We start from the raw sequence: 20381 nt of genomic DNA on the forward strand, positions 1-20381 counted from the left end.
TTTACGTACTGTTAAATCTGATATTGGGTGTCTTTTTCAACGACATCCATCATGAAGTCAAGAGGAAAACATGACTGAATACATTATGTTGCTCATTGGTACGGTGCTAGTGAACAACTTTGTGCTGGTACAGTTTTTAGGGTTATGTCCATTTATGGGTGTATCCGGCAAGTTAGATACTGCGGTAGGAATGTCGCTGGCGACCACTTTTGTACTCACGCTCGCGTCTGTGACCAGCTACTTAGTCAATCAGTACATACTACAACCTCTCGATTTACTTTTTCTGCGGACCATGAGTTTTATCTTAGTGATTGCAGTGGTTGTACAATTTACTGAGATGGTAGTTCGAAAAACTAGCCCTACCCTCTACCGATTACTGGGTATTTTCTTACCTTTGATCACCACCAACTGTGCGGTGTTGGGCGTTGCACTACTCAATATTAAAAATGATCATTCCTTTATCGAGTCTGCGGTCTATGGATTTGGTGCAGCCTTAGGTTTTTCTATGGTATTAGTTTTATTTGCCGCATTAAGAGAACGCTTAGCCATTGCTGATGTTCCTACCCCATTCAAGGGCGCCTCTATTGCCATGATCACAGCCGGTTTGATGTCCCTAGCGTTCATGGGCTTCTCTGGCTTAGTAAAGTTTTAAGAAGTTACTGATATGACGCTACTATATGCACTGATTGCTTTGGGAACTTTAGCACTAGTATTTGGCTTGATACTAGGCTACGCCGCGATTAAATATCGAGTTGAGAGTAACCCAATTGTGGAACAGATTGACGCCATCCTACCACAAACACAATGTGGACAATGTGGCTACCCTGGTTGTCGCCCTTATGCAGAAGCGATAGCCAATGGCGATGACGTAAACAAGTGCCCACCAGGTGGTGATGCTACGGTGAAAAAACTCGCGGATTTAATGGGCGTTGAAGCTAAACCGCTAGCAGGTGGAGAAGAAGCCGAACCAGTTAAAAAAGTCGCTTATATTCGAGAAGATGAATGCATTGGTTGCACAAAGTGTATTCAGGCTTGCCCTGTAGATGCGATTGTTGGTGCTACCAGACAAATGCACACCGTAATCATAGACGAATGTACCGGCTGCGACCTTTGCGTAGAGCCCTGCCCTGTCGATTGTATTGACATGTTACCGGTAGCTGAAACCAAACAAAGCTGGAAGTGGCAACTAAACGCCATCCCTGTGACACAAATTGACTAAGAGGTTTAAGTGGAAACGTTACTTGAACAAATAAAGAGCGGTAAGTTGTGGCAGTTCCCAGGGGGCATTCACCCACCCGAGCAAAAAACACAATCTAATCAACAAGCCATTGCCAGATTAGCATTGCCAGAAAAACTAGTACTGCCGTTGAAACAGCATATTGGTGCTAATGGACAACTTTTAGTGAGCAAAGGTGATCATGTGCTAAAAGGGCAGGCATTAAGTGCTCCAAGCACCAACTGGTCTCTACCAGTACATGCCCCAACATCTGGCTATATCGAAGACATTCAACCTATGCCTTCTGCGCATCCTTCGGCGCTGCCAGAGTTGAGTATAGTGTTGCGTCCCGACGGCGAGGAACGTTGGGTTGAACGTACACCAAGAACTAGCCTAACTGAACTTAGTCATAAACAAATCATCGACATCATCCATGAGGCCGGTATTGCAGGAATGGGTGGTGCGGGCTTTCCTACCTATGTCAAAGCTGACAGTGCTAGAGATATTGAGTTTTTAGTGATTAACGGGGTTGAATGCGAACCCTACATCACAGCTGACGATCGATTAATGCGAGAACATGCCAAAGAGATAGTTTCTGGTGCCGAGGTATTACAACACTTACTCAATCCAAAAGCGATACTGTTTGGCATTGAAGACAACAAGCCTGAAGCCATTTCAGCCATTAAGGAAGCGGCTAAAAACAATTCTGATATTATTGTCCAAGCAATTCCAACTAAATATCCGTCGGGTGGTGAAAAGCAGCTCATAAAAGTGCTAACCAATAAGGAAGTCCCAAGCACCGGATTACCTGCGGATATAGGTGTATTGGTACAAAACGTCGGTACATTATTTGCGATTCATGACGCTGTGTACAATGACCAGCCTTTAATTGAGCGGGTAGTTACCGTAACGGGTAACACGATCACCAACCAAGGTAATGTTTGGGCCCTACTTGGCACTGAAATCAAACACTTGCTGGATCAGCAAGGTTTTACTCCCGTTCCTGCTCAGCGTGTGGTGATGGGTGGACCTATGATGGGCTTTACCTTACCAACGGTGCGCATTCCCGTAGTTAAAACAACCAACTGTATTCTTGCGCCGGATAACCAAGAACTTGCAGTGCCTGGAGATGAACAAGCTTGTATTCGCTGCAGTGCATGTGCCGACGCCTGTCCGCAATCTTTGTTACCGCAACAGTTACAGTGGTTTGCAAAGGGTAAAGAATACCAAAAGTTAGAAGAATACAACTTATTCGACTGTATTGAATGTGGTGCTTGTTCTTATGTGTGCCCAAGTGAAATTCCACTAGTGCAGTATTACCGAGTAGCCAAAGCGGAAATCCGTGAGCAAAAATTAGAGCAAGTTAAAGCGGAGCGCGCTAAAGCCCGCTTTGAAGCGCGTAAAGAGCGCCTTGAGCGAGAACAAGAAGAGCGCCAAAATAGGCATAAACAAAGAGGCGCAAAGCCCACTCAGTCACAAAAAACCAAAGTGGAAGAAGCCCTTGCCAGAGTCACGGCCAGCAAACCAGATAACTCTGCGGTGCAAGCTGCTATCGCCAGAGCTAAAGCCAAACGCAATGAACAAGGTGAGCTAGAACCGGATAACAGCGCAATCGCTGAAGAGCGAGCAAGGCGCAAAGAGCAAGCTCGGCAGTACAAAGCTGAGAAGTCTGACGGCGAAAATTCCAATGATGATAAAAAAGCAGCCGTTGCCGCAGCCATAGCCCGCGCCAAAGCGAAAAAAGCAGATGCTTCCGAGGCAATACCGACTGAACCGGGAGCTAACGAAGTCGACCCGAAAAAAGCCGCAGTTGCCGCAGCTATAGCCCGCGCCAAAGCGAAAAAAGCAGCGCAGAACACTGACTCTTCTGCAGCAGAACTATCTCAGCCGGAAGCTAGCGAAGTTGACCCGAAAAAAGCCGCTGTCGCAGCCGCTATTGCTCGTGCCAAGGCCAAAAAGGCCGCGAAAGAAGCAGAAGCTTCTAAATCAACGCCTGCCGAGCCAGAAGCAAACGAAGAAAACCAAGTTGACCCGAAGAAAGCCGCTGTCGCAGCCGCTATTGCTCGTGCCAAAGCCAAAAAGGCCGCGAAAGAAGCAGAAGCTTCTGAATCCCCCCCAGTCGAGCCAGAAGCAGACGAAGCTAGCGAAGTTGACCCGAAAAAAGCCGCTGTCGCTGCCGCTATTGCTCGTGCCAAAGCCAAAAAGGCCGCGAAAGAAGCAGAAGCTTCCGAGGCAACACCTGCCGAGCCAGAAGCTAACGAAGTTGACCCGAAAAAAGCCGCCATCGCTGCCGCTATTGCTCGTGCCAAAGCCAAAAAGGCCGCGAAAGAAGTAGAAGCTTCCGAAGCAACACCTGCCGAGCCAGAAACTAAGCAAACCACAGCTGAAGCTGAAGAGGTTGAAACTCCGCAAGTACCTCTTTCAGCAGAAGACAAGAAGCGTCAGGCTGTAAAAGCGGCGATCGCTAAGGCTAAAGCTAAAAAGCAAGCAAACAAACAAGAAGGAAATGAGCCATCATGAAACTAACCATGGCGTCATCCCCACACAACCATAGTCAAAAATCAGTCTCACGACTTATGCTGACCGTCATTGCCGCCTGTGTTCCCGGCATTGCCGTGCAAAGTTACTTTTTTGGTTCAGGTGTATTCCTTCAATTACTACTGGCATTAATCACTGTCACATTGGCCGAAGCGGCTGTGCTTAAAATGCGAGGCCGTGCCGTTTGGCCGACACTGCAAGATGGCAGTGCTTGGCTTACGGCTGTGCTGTTGGCAATTAGTATTCCTCCCCTTGCCCCTTGGTGGATTGTAGTTATTGGCTGTATTTTTGCGATTGTTATGGTGAAGCAACTTTACGGTGGACTGGGTTTTAACCTGTTCAATCCGGCGATGGCTGCGTACGTGTTATTGCTGATCTCATTTCCTGTACAAATGACGTCTTGGTCACCCATTAACGAAATCATGCACGCACCATTAAATTGGCAAGATCAGTTTCATGTTATTTTGTTCGAAGCGACAGCATCAGGACAAACACTTGAAGCATGGCGTGCAACCGTTATCGACGGAGCAACTTCAGCAACACCGCTTGATTCAGTAAAAACAGCGGTAGGCAAAGGGTTAACCGTGACCGAAAGCATGTCTGTTATTGGATTTGGTGAAATCGCGGGACAGGGCTGGCAGTATGTGAACTTAGCATTTTTAGCCGGTGGATTATGGTTATTAAAATCCAAAGTGATTAACTGGCATATTCCGGTCGCATTTTTATGCAGCTTGGCGTTTATTAGCGCAGCGGGATATTTAATAGCTCCTGAATCACAACCTGGGATGCTATTTCACCTTCTAAGTGGTGGCACCATGCTGGGCGCATTTTTTATCGCCACCGATCCGGTGTCTGCTTCGACAACAAACCAAGGCCGATTAGTTTACGGTGCTTTGATAGGGATTTTAGTTTATGTGATCAGGCAATTTGGCGGTTATCCAGACGCCATCGCTTTTGCCGTATTAATTATGAATATGGCCGTTCCTTTAATTGATCACTACACCCAGCCAAGAACTTATGGACATGGAGCGAACCAATGATAGTCGACTCAATGAAAAAAAACGGCATCATTTTGTGCATATTTGCGCTGGTTACCACAGGCGCAGTGGCAATCGTCAACGAAATGACCAAAGACAAGATCGCAGTTAATGAAAAGCAAAAGCTCATGACGTTATTGTCACAGGTAATGCAAGAAGGCAGCTATGACAACCCGCTCTATCTCGACTGCACTACCAGCAATGCGCCAGAGCTTGGTCCCGGCGGTCCTCACACTATTTATCGCGCTCGTCTCGACAATCAACCAGTTGCGTTGTTAGTTCGCCACGTCACCCCCAAAGGCTATAGCGGCAATATTGATATTCTCAGCGCAGTATCTGAATCAGGTGAAATCAGCGGTGTTCGCGTTACCCGACACGAAGAAACACCGGGGCTGGGTGATAAAGTAGAGCTCGCCAAATCTTCCTGGATATTGTCATTTTCCGGCAAGAACATAACGGCACAACAAGACTCAGCCTTTCAGGTCAAAAAAGACGGTGGGGTGTTTGATTCGTTTACTGGCGCCACGATTACCCCACGTGCCGTCGTCACATCTGTGAATCAAGCAACTTGGTATGCTAAAACCCATTTCAACGAACTGTTTAATGCCAACAATGCGTGTGAGGAGTAACTAATGGAACAACTCAAATCATTGCTCCAAGAAGGCATGTGGAAAAATAACCCTGCTTTGGTGCAACTATTAGGTTTGTGCCCTTTACTGGCGGTCACTTCGACTATTACTAATGCATTAGGTCTTGGTATCGCCACATTATTGGTACTCGTCGGCTCAAACCTTACCGTGTCACTGGTCAGAAATTGGGTGCCTAAAGACGTACGTATTCCAGTGTTTGTAATGATCATTGCAGCGTTCGTCACCATAGTACAATTGCTGATGAACGCTTATACATTCGGGTTGTACCAATCGCTTGGTATATTTATCCCACTCATCGTGACCAACTGTGCAATCATCGGTCGTGCAGAGGCATTCGCATCAAAGAACTCACCTATTCTGTCGGTTTGGGATGGACTGATGATGGGACTCGGATTTGCTATTGTATTGCTGGTCCTTGGTGCCATGCGTGAATTAATCGGTCAAGGCACGTTATTTGACGGTGCAAACTTATTATTAGGTGAATGGGCAAGCGTATTGCGAGTTGAAGTGTTTCAGTTTGACTATCAGTTTTTGGTTGCCATTCTACCGCCTGGTGCTTTCCTAGGCTTAGGTTTATTGATCGCAGCGAAAAATATTTTGGATGACCGAATCAAAGCCAAAACACAGCCCAAACCAGAAGAAGTCAAAGGCCCAAGAGCTCGAGTTACGAGCCTAACTTAAAATAGATACAAAATTAGTAGCAAGTCATATGAATAAACAAAAAAGAATTGAGATACTGACTCGTTTACGTGATGAAAATCCACACCCAGAAACTGAGCTAGAATACAGCTCACCTTTTGAGCTACTGGTCGCGGTGACACTCTCAGCACAGGCGACGGATGTCGGCGTTAACAAAGCCACCAGAAAGCTGTTTCCCGTCGCTAATACGCCGCAAGGAATTTTAGATTTGGGACTAGAAGGCCTTCGTGATTACATTAAGACTATCGGCTTGTTTAATTCAAAAGCCAACAATGTCTACAAAATGTGCCAGATCTTGGTCGACAAACACAACTCGGAAGTCCCCGAAAATCGCGAGGCCCTTGAAGCCTTACCCGGCGTTGGTCGGAAAACCGCAAATGTCGTACTCAACTGCGCTTTCGGCTGGCCGACCATTGCCGTCGACACGCATATTTTCCGCGTCTCCAACCGTACCAAATTTGCCATGGGTAAAGACGTGGTTGAGGTTGAAAAGAAGCTCGAAAAGGTCGTCCCCAAAGAGTTTAAAGTAGACGTTCACCACTGGCTTATTCTACACGGCCGTTATGTCTGTACCGCTCGAAAGCCCAAGTGTGGTTCTTGTTTAATTGAAGACTTGTGTGAGTTTAAAGAAAAGACGGAATAATTGCTGTTGTTTCAATCTTTGTGAGTATCAGCCATTGGCGCTTAGTTGCGCTCAGCCAGATTGTTGGATGTTTTCAACATTTGAATGCTCTCTCATGCCTTTGTGAGTCTCAGCCATTGGCGCTTAGTTGCGCTCTGCCAGATTGTTGGATGTTTTCAACATTTGAATGCTCTCTCATGCCTTGTAGAGTAAGCGCTCGGCTTGTATCATGCGATATCACTGTTGGTAGTTTGAAACGAGTTTTTGTAGTAATACATTGTAATTATTTACGGTACGATATACTTTGATACACCTTGCTACAACCCGCTGTTCACTAAAGTGTTAAAAGACAAATAAAAATTGAATCGACCAGCCTTTACTGGTGAAATTTAAAACAGTCCTTGCATCTTCTATAGATTAACTGTAGTATCGCTCTCCTGCTTTTACTACCTCTCAAAAAAGCACTTTACACCTTCGTCTCGCAATTGAATTGCCTTACATGTTGTAACCAATAAATTTAGCGTTAACTCGACAATAATTTCACATCGTTGTTTTTATCGTTGATGCCACTATCGAATTTAATCTTCAGGATTGAGTTCTGCTGTTATTGGTTTTACCACTGGCACACTTAATTAAGTGATCAATTTATTGCTTGTATTGATATTGGTGTATTCATGCCACTTGCCTTGATCCAGTAAGACCGCATAACAGTAAAAAAGAGTTGAGCTGAATATAGTCAAGCGACAATGCGCATAGCATAGGATAAAACAGTGAGTACATTTGGGATGAACCACTGTAACTAGGGTCGCTAAACTGTAATGAAGCTCGTTTAAGTTTATTCACGTATAGTACGTGCAATTAAAGTGAGTTTTATTATGTCTTATACATACAACGGAACTGAGATCCGTGTTGAGCAACCTATTCGCTCAATTTCGGTGAACAAAGCTAAGGTAATTTTTGCCGATAACGCAGGTCAAAAAATTACCCAATTTGCAAACGGCAGCGAAGCTAGACACTTCCTTAGCTGGCTAAAATCTGCAAATATTTAATCATATCAAGCGCCGAGGCAACTCGGCGTTTAGTCCAACCTAGCTAAAATTTAAATATAGTTTATAGATAGTTAGAATAATTTCCCCCCAACAACTCTAATACCTTTTCATAAATATAAATAATTTATTTCACATAATTGTATACATTATCCAATTTAATGCTATACATTAATTTAGCAGTCTGGCCGGATTGATAACAACAACACAATAACCGGAGAAACATACAACATGAAATACGCAATACTGACCAGTACGTTACTTGCATGTGCAGCCACACCTATTTTTGCAAAAGGTAAACCAACGCCTGAAACAACCTTGCCGTATCATCACACTTGTAGTGATACACTAAGATTCCAAGCGCAAGACATGACTACAGTACAATTTAGTGACTCATGCTCGCTAGTTGGTGCTGAAGAAACCTATTTTCATCAAAAACTTGAAACCGCTTGGCAGCCCGTGAACAACGATCTTAATGATAATTTACTGATGGTCATCTTTGATGATTATCGCAACTATAGCCGTTATGGCTCTCGCTTTTACGGCATTAACACCAACAACGGCGGCATGTACATTGAAGGTAATGCAACCGATCCGAACAACCAAGCTACCTTCTATGCGCACGAAGCTGATTGGCTCAGACCTGAGTTTGCAATTTGGAACCTAGAGCACGAATACGTTCACTATTTGGATGGTCGTTTTAACTTAAAAGGTAACTTTGGCGATTATCCGCAAAATACTGTTTGGTGGAGTGAAGGATTAGCTGAGTATATTTCTCTAAAAAGCAATAATGAAGCGGCTATTTCTCTGATCAACCCGAACGGTAGTAACCTGTCATTAGCCTCTGTTTTAAACACCAACTATAGCGACAGCACCGATCAAATCTATCGTTGGGGTTATTTAGGTGTTCGCTTTATGTTTGAACGACATCAAGACGACGTGATGACACTAAGAAACGCAACCCGTGAAGCCGATTGGTCAACCTATCAAAGCCAACTTACTTATTGGGCAAACCGTTACGAAAGTGAATGGCAAGCTTGGTTAGCTGAGGTCGCACGAAATTAGCAGGTTAACTTCTAATCAAAATAGCCATTAAATCGCTTGGTGCTCACTTTTTTAGCGCCAAGCATTATCAACTTCACCGAACGGAACTTAATATGTATCCAGTATTACTGTTATTTATTTTTGGCTGCTCTTGCGCCCACGCGACCCCAAACTACAATGAATTACAAACGCTGACTCAGAAACTTGAAAACGACTTCACCTCACTTCAACAAGTCGCCACATTAAGAAGCTTAACCGATATTCATGTTCTTTATGCACCTTCTCAAGGAGTTCACCTATTTGCTAAATTTGAGCTGGATGAACAGCTTGATATTCCAGCTACCTTTACCAACGGTAAACAGCAAGAACCTGAGTTTTCAACGTTAATGCAGAAACTGAAGGCACTCTCACATGAACTATTTCAGCTAGAGAAAAAACAAACGATAATGAACAACAGAGGTGAAACCGCCGCTGTGCATGAGATAAAAAATAAAATCCGCATTGCAACCCAGCAAAAATTAATGCTTTCTAATCAATATACTTTACTCTCTCAAAGACTAGATCGACGCCTTTTACGAGAACAGTTAATGGCGCATGCCATACAATCTGTCGCTGACATCTTATGCAACGCGCGTCATTTTTCTTTGTCACTTAAGGAAAATGAGAGTATCGCGTTTAGCATAGTGACATGGCCTGATAATCCCAAAGACCCAGCGGTAAGCCAAGTTTGGGTATTTAACCAACACGCAGTTAGAAAATGCCAGCTCAACCACATAACAGCCGACTCTTTAATTAAGCAGGCGAAATCATCATGATTGCTCTGCGAACAATACTTGCCTACCAAAAGCAAATACAACGCCCAAGCGATAATCCATACAAGCACAACAATACAAAAAATCAAAGCAAGCTAATTTCTCAGTTGGCACAAACTGGAATTTTTCAAAACTCTGCTTATTATGAAAGCTAGAAGCTAATTGCTTGTTTGATGAAACTGACTTTCCTTGCAATATCAAGGTTCATCATTAATGCGTAAAGAACAACCTTAAACCTAATGTATTAGATTTTATTAACTAGGAGAATGGTTATTAACATTGAGCAGATGTCCGCTATATTAGCAGCGCTTCCCGACCCCGCCTTTCTCCTTTCAAGAAGTGGTAAATACCTTGCTATATTTGGCGGTAAAGATGCGCGTTATTACCATGACGGTAGTAATCTGGTTGGTCACAATATTCAGGAGCTAATAAAGCCAGATAAAGCAGCTTGGTTTATCAATATTATTGCTAAAGCGCTCGCGTCAGGTAATTTACTGATTGAAGAATACGAACTTAGCAACAAGGACGTAAAGGGTCTGCCAGACGAAGGACCTGTTGAGCCGATCTGGTTTGAAGGTCGTATTCAGGCGCTAGATTTTATGGTTGATGGGGAAGATGTCGTGCTCTGGGTAGCCAGTAATATTTCCAAGCGCCATAATCTTGAAAACCAACTGCGGGAACAAAGCACAACTGATCAGCTCACCGGCTTGTTTAATAGGCGAAAAATGGAAACTGAGCTGAGCTATCATTTTGCTGCATATCAGCGACATGGCACGCCGCTTTCCATTATCATGATCGATTTAGATCACTTGAAAAAGCTCAATGACAGCGAAGGACATCACGCTGGAGACAAAGCCATTTGTGGCATAGCTGAGATTTGCAAAAATACCTTAAGACAAACCGATATTGCCTGTCGGTTCGGCGGTGATGAATTTGTGATTGTGCTGCCAAATGTTGGTTTAGAGCAAGCCGCTCAAACCGCAGAGCGGTTACGCAAAAGCGTCGAAGACACTTTGGTAAAATCCAATGAATACTCTGTTAATATTACTATCAGTCTTGGCGTAGCCACTATTCAAGAAAATGATCAGGGCTATGAAGAGGCATTAAAACGGGCAGACAAGGCGCTCTATCAGGTCAAGCATAACGGCCGAAATCGCGTGATTGCACAGCCAATAACGGCATAACAAAACACGCTAAAATGGCTAATCTGCCGTTCATTTGCTTTGAAAACTAACAATCACCACCACTGCCACAACCACCACCAGATGAGTCATAACCCCCAGACCCCAAAAAGGTGTTCGACCTTGATTTAGCGCGACCATTACCCGACAGTGTCGCCACAAAGCATAATGCACATAAGGCAATCACCGCGATTGAATATTTCCATACTTCTGTTTGAAAGCCCGCCAAAACTGCAACAAGGGCAACGATTAACAACAAAACTCTGAACCATTTTTTCACTATAACCTCTCCTTTACGCGCTCATATTCCTGCTTTGTAAGCCTGTGCAAACTGAGTGGTCTCAACTTTTGCTTAGAATACTAGGCGGAAAGTCGAGCGACGTACTCAAAAACCACATAGGGGAACAAAATCAAACAGCAAAGTTCAAAAGCCCCTAGGTTAATACAATAGATCCCATAAAGAATCCAACACCCACTGACAAGCTAAATAAAGTCAATCTTCTTAACACAATAATCATCTTCGACTCGTGAAATGGTGTTCTGTTACCCAGCAAACTATCAACTAAGTACTCTTTAGCCAGTAAGGAGAGTAAAACACTAGAAGCCAACAGGGCCATAGATATGTAGACATCCAAGCTGAGTGTTACTACTTTAATTTGCAATAGCACAACAATACCACCAATGCTCGCAGCACCTAACCAAGCATAATGTTTAAACAAATCAAACATGAGTGCAGCGGCCTGTTGTTCACGCATACTATGATGCTCAACTCCTGAATTATGTTGTTCCATTCTATTCCTACTTATTGTTCTTTGATTCATGCACTTTTTTGAACAAAGTTCAATCACACGATGTACCTAAAGTTATAACACCTTGCTATATTTGTAAACATTCCCTTATCTAATGTTTTGCTGTTTCCTTATTACATTATTTCCGCACAATAGTTAATAAAATGATAAATTATTAGCCTAATGATAATTTCTTTGTTAGGATTTCCTGGTCAATTGATTTTGACGCAATGGGCAAACCATTCGAAAGGATGGGGCGCAAAGTCACCGGTCTAAGGGGCAAAAGCCCTATGATAGCGGGATTGCTAGCGTAGCCAATTGTTCGTTAACGGCTACCTATCTTTACCGTTCCAAATGACCACGCTGTATTTATTTGGAGCATACAATGAAGTTATTCACAACACGCAAAGCAGGCTTACTGTTTAGCATGTCTTGCGCTGCCGCAAGTTCGCTTGGGTTTGCCAATTCGACTGCGGTTAATCAAGCCAATTTACCACCTCAAGCAATAGAACACCTCCCTGATGGTCGGTTAAAACACAGCTTGAACAAATTACCACCCCACATCCAACAACAAGTGCTCGACAAGCTTACTGCGCTTGGCATTCCTGCCATCGATATGCTGTTGATGGAAGCCGACAACAGTGGCGAAATCTTTTATATTGAAGAAGGGCTAACTGAAGATATCAGCACTAACTCTACAGACCCACAGCTGGAGCTCCCCCCTATTGATGTGTTTACATTACACAGCAGTCCAAATTCGCCAAACACCGTTTATTTAGACTTCGATGGGGGTGAGATCAGCGGCCGAGCTTGGGGTGGAGGTACGACCTACCAATCCACGCCATACGATTTAGATGGCGATCCGACGAGCTTTAATGCCACAGAGCGTGCTCGTATCCATGAAATTTGGACTCGTATTGCTGACGATTTCGCGGCTTTCGATATCAACGTAACCACGGAAGTGCCTACAGAGTTTGGTCCTAATGTTGGCTGGTTACTGTTCACCGAGGACACGGATAGTAATGGTAGCGCTATGCCGCATCAAGGCGCTGGTGGTGTTGCTTATGTCAATGTTTGGGGACGCAGTAACTTCACTTATTACCAACCCGCGTTGGTGTATTACAATCGTCTCGGCGCAGGCACAGCCACATATATGGCAGAGGCTGGCTCCCATGAACTCGGCCACAATCTGGGGCTTAGTCACGACGGCACTTCAACGACCAGCTATTTCCGTGGATTAGGTGCTGATAGCGAACTGTCTAGCTGGGCGCCAATCATGGGAGTCGGTTACTACAAAAACGTCACTCAGTGGAGCAAAGGTGAATACCCAGATGCTAATCAGTTTCAGGATGATATTGCGATCATAACGGAAAAACTCGGCGCTGCAGCCGACACCGAAGGCAACATGCAGGTTCCCACCATTCTTGAAGTTGAAGATAATGGGCAGTTCTTTGCTACCAATCGTCAACTCGATCCAACTAACGTACTTCCAGAGAACAAAGGCAGTATTCAGGTGGGCGATAGTGATTGGTTCCAATTTAATGCAGGCAGCGGTAACGCTGAATTTCACGCTACTCCTGCATGGGATGCATTTACCCGCTCGACACGTCGAGGAGCAAATCTAGATATCGGCTTGCGATTGTACGACAGCACTGGTGCTGTTATTGCTAGTAGCGAAGATCAGACAAATACCAGTGCAAGTTTAACTACTACACTGGCACAAGGGCTTTATGTCTTGGAGGTGTACGGAACCTCTAGCTTGTACGCGAGTGACTACGGCTCACAAGGGCACTTTTACTTGCACGGACAAGTCGCGCCAGCATCCCCAGACACAACTGCACCTGATCCAAACCCAATGGGCTTTGCTCAACAACCTACGGCAACCAATGAGACCAGCATAGAGATGCAAGCTGTTGTTGCTGTCGATGACAATGGCGGCGTCGTAAGCTATCGCTTTAACTGTGAACAAGGTGGCTGTACTTCTAGTGATTGGCAAGCAGACACCGCTTACGCTGCGACAAACTTGCAAGCAAACACGCAATATTGTTTTAGTGTGCAAGCCAGAGATATTAGCGGTAACACCACACTGGCATCAGCAACAATGTGTACTTCAACACCTGAGGCTCCACCACAACCCGAGCCGCCAGCGGCCCCGTCTAACACCATTGCCACAGATGAGCAAAATGCCAGCGTACTACTAACTTGGTTAGACAATAGTGATAATGAATCAGGTTTTGAAATCCAACGTGAATTTAAACACAAAAATGGACAATGGCGTGGTACATCTCTCGTTGCAATGCCAAACACAAATACGACGAGTTATATTGATAATAGTGGCACTGGAACCTACCGATATCGTGTGCGCGCTTACAACACGATTGCCAGTTCAGTCTGGTCAAATTGGGCTGAAGTCGTTGTCACTGATAATAACGGTGGCGGCTCTGACAAACCTTGTCGCGGCAAAAAATGTAGTAATTAACTGATTTCCCAACCCCTGGGGGTACTTTAAAGCAGCTTTCGGGCTGCTTTTTTCATTTACACGGGGTGTTCTACTCTTGATATAAACTGGTTTTAGTGGAGTGAACAACTTTCACCCCAAAGTTCTGCATTAACGGTAGTAAACTTCAACCTTACCTTTTGACTTTAACAACAGCGGCTGACCACGACGGTCAAGTGCTTTTGGTGACGCCACTTTAATCCAGCCTTCGCTCATGCAATATTCTTCAACATCGTTGCGCTCTTTATCGTTGAAACGAATTCCGATGTCATTATTTAGCACGTCCTCATTGTAGAAAGGGCTACGAGGATTAATTGAAAGGCGATCTGGTAATTCAGGCTTGCTTGTATCTGTCATGACTTGTTCTTCATTGGTTAATTTGCAGGTATTTTAGGGAATAGCAAGGTAACGCTCAATAGGGTTGACAGCATAAAAACGGGTAAATCAACATGGAAAACCATTTTTAAAAAAATACACTACTAATATCAATTAGCTAGAAACTAAATCTGGGTAATCATCTCAACCAGACTTTACCAATATATCTCGATAAGTTCTTCAAGGCTCACGGATAGTAAAGTGGTGTGATCACAAAGCACCACACCACAATGACGGCATGTTACATTTCTGTACAACCGCTTTTATCTGTGTACCAGCAATCAGATGTTACTAGACACTTAGGACCCATGCTGCACCATTCTGTACGTTGCACACCACCAGCGACTTGAGGAGTTGCTTGTCCAGCTAGTACTGACTTGTCTGAAAGGGCCTTAAGCTGTTTTTTTTGTAGTTTTAGTTTCATTGTTGTTATTTCCTTTAAAAAATATGACTGTCCACATTACGGACCCAATCAAAATATCACGAATTTAGAAACAATCAACACATTAACAGAATTAATAACGTTAACTTTTTAACAATAAAAACCTCACACCAACAAACCATAACTCTGCTCTAAGTCTGAAAAAGCAAGTATTTAGTGTGGATTAGCTCTATTAAAAGTAAAGACTACGAAGGAAGTGGAAAAAATAGCCTTATTAGAAAAACCCGCTTAGCTGCGGGTGAGGTTATTCCGCACATAAATAACAAATAAGAACGCGTTTGATGGTGCGATTAGTATTGCTACTAACGCACCATCAACTGAGCTCAATTACATTTTCAAGCAATCGTTTTTATTATCTGTAAACATACATGGGTATGTTTCAAAGCAATTCAGGCCACCACTGCACCACTCAGTTTGTTGCACGCCGCCGCCAATTTGCGGAGTCGCTTTTGCGTTTAGAGTAGCTTGGCTTGAAAGTGCTTTAAGTGGCTTTTTTTGTAATTTTAATTTCATTTTTTTAATCCTTAAGTTGATGTTTTTTGTCTCTGAAAAGACAACTATCAAGCTAACATCAAAAAAACAAATAACAACATGGTTTACAAAGTTTCACCCATTTATTACCTTGTTTTACTATTAAGAAACAACTTACTTTGCATTCCTAAATATCAGCTAAGTTATTGGTATAAAAAGGATAGATTTTTTAAAATCGAAAATGCGGGTGGATTGTTAAGCGATAAAAAGTCTGACCTGTAAAAGGTTTTAGATCAGAACCATTGCGATGGCCGTTCTTGTACACCAAGAACAGCCAGCCCATTTTTTGAAATAAATGATATAAGCACCTAGTAAATCGCCGCACTTATACCCGAGAAATTACCAGCTTTGTCCGCCAGATTTGCCGTAGTTACGACCTAAAATAGTCAGGTCTTGAAGGTTTATCCGCTCGTCGCGGTTAAAGTCGAGAGATGGAGTGTACGGAAATCCCCCAACCTTGGTGCTCCGGTAAGCATCTTGCAGCATGGCAAGATCGGTATTATCAATTCGCTCGTCACCATTGCTGTCTCCGCCAACCAATACGATATTCCCAAGATCTGTCAAGGTATCTGAAAAGCTCAGTTGTAACGTTTTTTCCGCTGGCAAAAAGCCTTCTGCTTCGATGCGGATCACAATCTCGCCAGGGGTAGCTGAAGCTTCAAAAGTACCGTCAGCTGCGACCGTAATCAATTTGCCATTAACAAAGACCTTTACTGACTCGTTAACGGTACTAAGGCCAAAGTCCGCTAAACTACCTTTTACTTTTAGAGCTTCTTTGATCTCCAATGAGTAGTTGGTTCGTTTATCCAGTAGTAGAACGCCATTAGGATCTGTGATTTGGCTGTCTAACGTTAACGTCACAGTTCCTGCTTCCACGCCGGTTAACGTCACTGTGGCAAATGTCCCCGAACCACTTTTTGCAATCGCTGGGGCCATTAAACTCAAAGCACCTTGCCACTGAGAATCGGATACTGAACTTGGCATACCAATTCGTTCAAAATCAGCAAAAAAATCACCATATTCTGCGCCGCTGAATTTTGCATTTACTGGACTGTTTGAGGCCAATACCGCATCCATGCCATAAATATTTTGTCCCGTGACGTTCACATTTAACGTGACTTCCTGACCAACATACAGAACGTTTGGTATTCCATCTATTTCCATTTTCGGAGCTTGAGACGCTCCGTCTTCTAGCTTGTGCCGCCTTGTATAAAGTGAACCTGTGTTTGACTCATTCCATACGGTAACAAACTCATTTTGACCAACAGGAATAGCTAAGGGCGAAACTTGCTCACCGCTGGGATCGCTATTCACTTTGAAAATATCACTAGCTATCTGCCCATTTCTGTCATATGTTCGACCATGGATATCCCGTTTTGCAACGCCGCCTAAGTCTTCATCCCAGACAAGGACAAATCCACCATTACTTAATGGACTCGCATCAACACTAATTGAGTGGCTCGCGACTGTTGTCACTTCATTAATCGGATCTCCTTGTTCATTGAACAAACGAAAATAACTTGTGTTTGTTCCAGAGTCTGTTGGGCCGCTCCAACTCACTAAAAGCTTACCATCACTCAAGCGTTTAAGGCTTAGTGGCGTATGAAGGCTAATCAAGGAGTTATGGTCGTTGACCTTTGTAAAAACCATAGGATAATCATCTGCCGCATGCAAAGCTAAAGTTATGATCCCCTGAACACCATTAATTTCCGACGCTACAGATGCAACTGCATAAAAGTCATTATCCAAGCCAGTAACAGCTGCCGTATCTTCTTGCTTAAGAATCGGAGTATCTTCATAAACTGTACCCTCTCCGATTAAAGGCCCTTCAGCTGAGTATCGTTGTAGCCATATTTTTACTCGTTCAAGCCCTACTGGCGCCTCTTCCCAAGCGACGACAAATCCGCCTCCACTTATCGGTGCAGCTGATGTTAACGAAACTGATGTCCCAGTTTGAGCCGCCATTAATTTAATATCACCAATTGGTAAGCCTTCCGAGTCATATTCCTGCCTAAACAACCCATAACTGGTGCCAAATCCAATATCCGTTAACTGATTCCAAATGATGGTAAAACCACCATTTTTAAGCCCTACTGCTTGTGGATTATTACCTTCCTCTACTTCAGCTGTACTTACTTTCCACTCGTTGCCAATTGGCTGATCGTGTAAGTCGTAACGCTGGGCAAATACACTCCTCTCGGGAAAACTTTGATACCAAGCAATAACATAACCGCCATCCGTTAGAGGTGCTATCGAGTGACCCTGTCGGACAACATCACCTTCCCCACCAACTTTAAATTCTAAACCAATGGGGGTGACTGTTGACGCTTCGCTTGAAAAACTAAAAGCGAGAATTGAAATTACAATAATAACTTTGAGCTGAGATAAAAGCTCACGATTAAATCCAACCATAACCAAATATTCCTTTTGTTTTTTATTGATAGAAAGTTTGAATGTGCAAAGGCTGCTGATGAGATATATCGTTTAAACAGGGTGCAGTATCCTTTGCCAGTAAAGGATACCAGTTTCCAAAAATAGAACGCAGATATTTTGAGCTTTTGAACTGTGAATTTTATATACAGCTAACTATGCGCAATGAAAGTAAGTTTTAACAAATAATTTCAATGGGTTACCACAAAACTAACAACAAGAACTCGATCTTGCCCATCATAGAAAAGCCCACTCTCATTGAGTAGGCTTTGTGATTTACTCGGGTTCAGGTTAATTAACGTTGCAATGTGAACTGGTAGCGGCCAGTGCCTTTACTATCCCAACTATAAATTTTAAATCGGTAGTAACCGTATTGTGCCTGATATTCAATCGACTCTGTTGAACGCGGTTGAGTCGATTCAGCCACTTTCTGCCAGCTATTTTCAGCGTTATTCCACTTTTCAAGGCTCAGTTCCAAATCAGCGCCATCCTCGCCTGTTAAATTGGCAATTAACTTTCCACCTTGATATTCAAACCACTCACCATTGGGGTGAATGTCTACTTCGTCTGGTGTTGAAATTTCTCCAGTGAAGATCTCTACATCGGTATTATCACCGCCCAGTTCGACTTTAAGTGAAGTGTCTGAAACCGCATCGTTAGCGACTACTCGAACATAATACTGGCCTGCCTGAGCAGACAGCGTACATACTTCATTATTGTCTTCAGAAGTGCTTGAGCAATCGAAGGAATCTTGGCTCGGCAATCCATTCCTAGTAACAAAAAGATCAGCGTCACCTTGCCCACCAGCCAAGGTGAACTTAACGGTATTCACTGAGTCACTTACGTCGATTTTGAAACACATGCTGGTATTCGCTGCGATATTCTTAAGTGTGACTGCTTTGCCATTGGTTAAAGTATGTGCTTGACAGCTATCGTCGATAGGATCTTCACCATCGGTTGTAGAATACGAAGCGCTTAATCGCAGATTTTGATACCCTTGATAAGCAAACACATTAATATAGTAATCGCCCCCCACAACCTGGCCTGAACATGACTCATTGGAGTTCTCACCATCCGACTTACAATCATAAATGCTTTGTGTTGCAGACTGACCGCGTTTTACAAATAAATCCGCATCGCCATTATTTGCTTGAGTCGTTACGGCAAAGTTTTCGACGCCATTTGGCACCGATATTTTGTAACAACGCGATTGCCCGGTTTGTGCCGCTATCGTGACTGAATCACCATTGTTTAAAGGCTGGGCAATACATTCTTTCACCGGTTCCTTTCCACCATACATATAAGCAACGGCGTCCATATCTCCCTGACTTAATCGTCTGCCGTTACCCACGTTGTACCGATTAACACTTGAATCTAGAATTTCAATGGTCGTGCGGCCACCGATGCCAAATGCGTTGGTGCGATAATGCATGATGGAATCGTAATCGTAACGACCATGATTATGACCTTGATTACTCCCTATTTTTTGGAAGTTATAGGCCATATTCCCAGAAATATTTTGCCATAATACGCGAATGTAATTATCTCGGTCAGTGCGAGTTTGTTCATGGAATAACCCTACAGCGTGACCAATTTCATGTACCGCCGTGCCAGGACCACAGTTATTTGCCAGTGTTAATGTTTGCTCACCGCCTGAACGACCGATCCAAGAGCTACAACCGCCGCCATTTTGTACTCGAATATAATCCCTTTGGCTGGTGCGAGGTATTAAGCGAATACTGGTGTTCGCATTCCAATGTTCAACGGCATATTGAAAATCTCTTCTCGCCTGTGCCCCTAAACTTCTATCGATAACGTAAGGAATAACACCATTCGGCCATTGGTAGCCGGTATTTGTATATCGAACGGCGCCTTGAGGTGTTAGTAAATCTTCCACAAGCGGTCCACCACCATGATTTGAAATTGGCTGGATATCCAAACGATAGCCTGCTTGCTTAAGCGTTTCAGTGCGTCCCAGAATCATGTCACTGACGTACCCATAGCCACCAATATCAACTACTTTAATTTTTTTACCGTCTTTGGTTTGCACTTCAAACACTTCACGCCCTTCTGAAGAATAACCGAGTAGTGTTTCTCCTTTGTCCGGATCAGGCTCAGGTGAGTAAATGGGGATCCACTCACCAGCAATCGTAGTTCCAGATAGCGCGATAAGGCTAGATACCGTCGCAGAAAGTAACATTCTGTTTTTAGATAACATCAAATTTTCCTTGGTAATGTGTAAAAGTATATCTTTGAAAAAGAGCTGTCTTTTAAGCTGGTCGTTAAACCATGCGGCTCAAGCGCAGGCTCAAAATAAACACTTTTGCATACATTTTTTTGACGTTTTTATAAAAACAAAATGACACAACAAATCATAAGTGGTTGTTTAGAATAAATAAATATTGAAGTCATCTTAACTGCGAAATACAAGATTCCCATATTTATCCGAAAAAAATGAATGGTTACTCACTCT

19 protein-coding genes and 1 riboswitch are annotated in these 20381 nt (G+C 43.6%); of the genes, 12 read left to right on the plus strand and 7 right to left on the minus strand.

What is annotated here, in order from left to right; all coding sequences use genetic code 11:
• Nucleotides 1-70: 70 nt before the first annotated feature.
• The 11 genes from rsxA to ACSLBF_RS13645 all read left to right on the plus strand — a co-directional run bounded on the left by rsxA (nt 71) and on the right by ACSLBF_RS13645 (nt 10848).
• Nucleotides 71-652: an electron transport complex subunit RsxA gene (gene rsxA / locus ACSLBF_RS13595; protein WP_440053894.1), complete on the plus strand. Its 582-nt coding sequence runs from the start codon at nt 71-73 to the stop codon at nt 650-652.
• Nucleotides 653-664: 12 nt separating this feature from the next.
• Nucleotides 665-1219 (plus strand): electron transport complex subunit RsxB, encoded by a 555-nt coding sequence (rsxB, locus tag ACSLBF_RS13600; RefSeq protein WP_440053895.1) that lies wholly within the window; start codon nt 665-667, stop codon nt 1217-1219.
• A gap of 9 nt (nt 1220-1228) precedes the next feature.
• A complete protein-coding gene (rsxC, locus tag ACSLBF_RS13605) occupies nt 1229-3736 on the plus strand; it encodes an electron transport complex subunit RsxC (RefSeq protein ID WP_440053896.1) in 2508 nt (835 codons plus the stop codon).
• Nucleotides 3733-4794 carry an electron transport complex subunit RsxD gene (gene rsxD, locus ACSLBF_RS13610; RefSeq protein WP_440053897.1) on the plus strand — a complete coding sequence of 354 codons (1062 nt, stop codon included), beginning with the start codon at nt 3733-3735 and terminating at the stop codon, nt 4792-4794. Before rsxC ends, rsxD begins: the two co-directional genes overlap by 4 nt.
• The gene (gene rsxG, locus ACSLBF_RS13615; protein ID WP_440053898.1) at nt 4791-5420 is read left to right on the plus strand and encodes an electron transport complex subunit RsxG; all 630 of its coding nucleotides are present in this window, start codon (nt 4791-4793) and stop codon (nt 5418-5420) included. Before rsxD ends, rsxG begins: the two co-directional genes overlap by 4 nt.
• Nucleotides 5421-5423: 3 nt before the next feature.
• On the plus strand, nt 5424-6122 hold the full coding sequence (locus ACSLBF_RS13620; protein WP_440053899.1) for an electron transport complex subunit E: 699 nt from the start codon (nt 5424-5426) through the stop codon (nt 6120-6122).
• Between the two features lie 28 nt (nt 6123-6150).
• Nucleotides 6151-6783, plus strand: coding sequence for an endonuclease III (gene nth / locus ACSLBF_RS13625; RefSeq protein WP_440053900.1), 633 nt, complete (start codon nt 6151-6153; stop codon nt 6781-6783).
• Between the two features lie 854 nt (nt 6784-7637).
• On the plus strand, nt 7638-7811 hold the full coding sequence (locus tag ACSLBF_RS13630) for a hypothetical protein (protein WP_440053901.1): 174 nt from the start codon (nt 7638-7640) through the stop codon (nt 7809-7811).
• 228 nt (nt 7812-8039) lie between these two features.
• Nucleotides 8040-8873 (plus strand): collagenase, encoded by an 834-nt coding sequence (locus ACSLBF_RS13635; protein WP_440053902.1) that lies wholly within the window; start codon nt 8040-8042, stop codon nt 8871-8873.
• A 92-nt stretch (nt 8874-8965) separates the two neighbouring features.
• Complete coding sequence (locus ACSLBF_RS13640) at nt 8966-9667, plus strand: hypothetical protein (protein WP_440053903.1); 702 nt, start codon at nt 8966-8968, stop codon at nt 9665-9667.
• A gap of 263 nt (nt 9668-9930) precedes the next feature.
• Nucleotides 9931-10848 carry a diguanylate cyclase gene (locus ACSLBF_RS13645; RefSeq protein WP_440053904.1) on the plus strand — a complete coding sequence of 306 codons (918 nt, stop codon included), beginning with the start codon at nt 9931-9933 and terminating at the stop codon, nt 10846-10848.
• 46 nt (nt 10849-10894) lie between these two features.
• Here ACSLBF_RS13645 and ACSLBF_RS13650 read toward each other — a convergent pair whose 3' ends face one another.
• Both ACSLBF_RS13650 and ACSLBF_RS13655 read right to left on the minus strand, forming a co-directional pair.
• Nucleotides 10895-11125 carry a hypothetical protein gene (locus tag ACSLBF_RS13650; protein WP_440053905.1) on the minus strand — a complete coding sequence of 77 codons (231 nt, stop codon included), beginning with the start codon at nt 11123-11125 and terminating at the stop codon, nt 10895-10897.
• A gap of 154 nt (nt 11126-11279) precedes the next feature.
• Nucleotides 11280-11636, minus strand: a complete 357-nt coding sequence (locus ACSLBF_RS13655) for a hypothetical protein (RefSeq protein ID WP_440053906.1) — start codon at nt 11634-11636, stop codon at nt 11280-11282.
• A gap of 220 nt (nt 11637-11856) precedes the next feature.
• Nucleotides 11857-11943: riboswitch (cyclic di-GMP riboswitch) on the plus strand.
• A gap of 75 nt (nt 11944-12018) precedes the next feature.
• Here ACSLBF_RS13655 and ACSLBF_RS13660 point away from each other — a divergent pair.
• The gene (locus ACSLBF_RS13660; RefSeq protein ID WP_440053907.1) at nt 12019-14112 is read left to right on the plus strand and encodes a zinc-dependent metalloprotease family protein; all 2094 of its coding nucleotides are present in this window, start codon (nt 12019-12021) and stop codon (nt 14110-14112) included.
• Between the two features lie 129 nt (nt 14113-14241).
• On the opposite strand, the gene ACSLBF_RS13665 is transcribed toward ACSLBF_RS13660, so the two are convergent.
• The 5 genes from ACSLBF_RS13665 to ACSLBF_RS13685 all read right to left on the minus strand — a co-directional run bounded on the left by ACSLBF_RS13665 (nt 14242) and on the right by ACSLBF_RS13685 (nt 20126).
• The gene (locus tag ACSLBF_RS13665; RefSeq protein ID WP_440053908.1) at nt 14242-14487 is read right to left on the minus strand and encodes a DUF3297 family protein; all 246 of its coding nucleotides are present in this window, start codon (nt 14485-14487) and stop codon (nt 14242-14244) included.
• Nucleotides 14488-14746: 259 nt separating this feature from the next.
• Nucleotides 14747-14929: a hypothetical protein gene (locus ACSLBF_RS13670; RefSeq protein WP_440053909.1), complete on the minus strand. Its 183-nt coding sequence runs from the start codon at nt 14927-14929 to the stop codon at nt 14747-14749.
• A 345-nt stretch (nt 14930-15274) separates the two neighbouring features.
• Nucleotides 15275-15460: a hypothetical protein gene (locus ACSLBF_RS13675; protein WP_440053910.1), complete on the minus strand. Its 186-nt coding sequence runs from the start codon at nt 15458-15460 to the stop codon at nt 15275-15277.
• 357 nt (nt 15461-15817) lie between these two features.
• Nucleotides 15818-17890 (minus strand): dockerin type I domain-containing protein, encoded by a 2073-nt coding sequence (locus ACSLBF_RS13680; RefSeq protein ID WP_440053911.1) that lies wholly within the window; start codon nt 17888-17890, stop codon nt 15818-15820.
• A gap of 313 nt (nt 17891-18203) precedes the next feature.
• The gene (locus tag ACSLBF_RS13685; RefSeq protein WP_440053912.1) at nt 18204-20126 is read right to left on the minus strand and encodes a M12 family metallopeptidase; all 1923 of its coding nucleotides are present in this window, start codon (nt 20124-20126) and stop codon (nt 18204-18206) included.
• Nucleotides 20127-20381 lie beyond the last annotated feature (255 nt).

The sequence above is a fragment of the Pseudoalteromonas sp. T1lg65 genome, from assembly GCF_051930985.1.
GTDB lineage: Bacteria > Pseudomonadota > Gammaproteobacteria > Enterobacterales > Alteromonadaceae > Pseudoalteromonas.

Coding starts and splice junctions, on each gene's coding strand:
- rsxA (WP_440053894.1), top strand. CDS start 71: ATGACTGAATACATTATGTTGCTCATTGGTACGGTGCTAGTGAACAAC.
- rsxB (WP_440053895.1), top strand. CDS start 665: ATGACGCTACTATATGCACTGATTGCTTTGGGAACTTTAGCACTAGTA.
- rsxD (WP_440053897.1), top strand. CDS start 3,733: ATGAAACTAACCATGGCGTCATCCCCACACAACCATAGTCAAAAATCA.
- rsxG (WP_440053898.1), top strand. CDS start 4,791: ATGATAGTCGACTCAATGAAAAAAAACGGCATCATTTTGTGCATATTT.
- ACSLBF_RS13620 (WP_440053899.1), top strand. CDS start 5,424: ATGGAACAACTCAAATCATTGCTCCAAGAAGGCATGTGGAAAAATAAC.
- nth (WP_440053900.1), top strand. CDS start 6,151: ATGAATAAACAAAAAAGAATTGAGATACTGACTCGTTTACGTGATGAA.
- ACSLBF_RS13630 (WP_440053901.1), top strand. CDS start 7,638: ATGTCTTATACATACAACGGAACTGAGATCCGTGTTGAGCAACCTATT.
- ACSLBF_RS13635 (WP_440053902.1), top strand. CDS start 8,040: ATGAAATACGCAATACTGACCAGTACGTTACTTGCATGTGCAGCCACA.
- ACSLBF_RS13640 (WP_440053903.1), top strand. CDS start 8,966: ATGTATCCAGTATTACTGTTATTTATTTTTGGCTGCTCTTGCGCCCAC.
- ACSLBF_RS13645 (WP_440053904.1), top strand. CDS start 9,931: ATGGTTATTAACATTGAGCAGATGTCCGCTATATTAGCAGCGCTTCCC.
- ACSLBF_RS13655 (WP_440053906.1), bottom strand. CDS start 11,636: ATGGAACAACATAATTCAGGAGTTGAGCATCATAGTATGCGTGAACAA.
- ACSLBF_RS13660 (WP_440053907.1), top strand. CDS start 12,019: ATGAAGTTATTCACAACACGCAAAGCAGGCTTACTGTTTAGCATGTCT.
- ACSLBF_RS13665 (WP_440053908.1), bottom strand. CDS start 14,487: ATGACAGATACAAGCAAGCCTGAATTACCAGATCGCCTTTCAATTAAT.
- ACSLBF_RS13670 (WP_440053909.1), bottom strand. CDS start 14,929: ATGAAACTAAAACTACAAAAAAAACAGCTTAAGGCCCTTTCAGACAAG.
- ACSLBF_RS13675 (WP_440053910.1), bottom strand. CDS start 15,460: ATGAAATTAAAATTACAAAAAAAGCCACTTAAAGCACTTTCAAGCCAA.
- ACSLBF_RS13680 (WP_440053911.1), bottom strand. CDS start 17,890: ATGGTTGGATTTAATCGTGAGCTTTTATCTCAGCTCAAAGTTATTATT.
- ACSLBF_RS13685 (WP_440053912.1), bottom strand. CDS start 20,126: ATGTTATCTAAAAACAGAATGTTACTTTCTGCGACGGTATCTAGCCTT.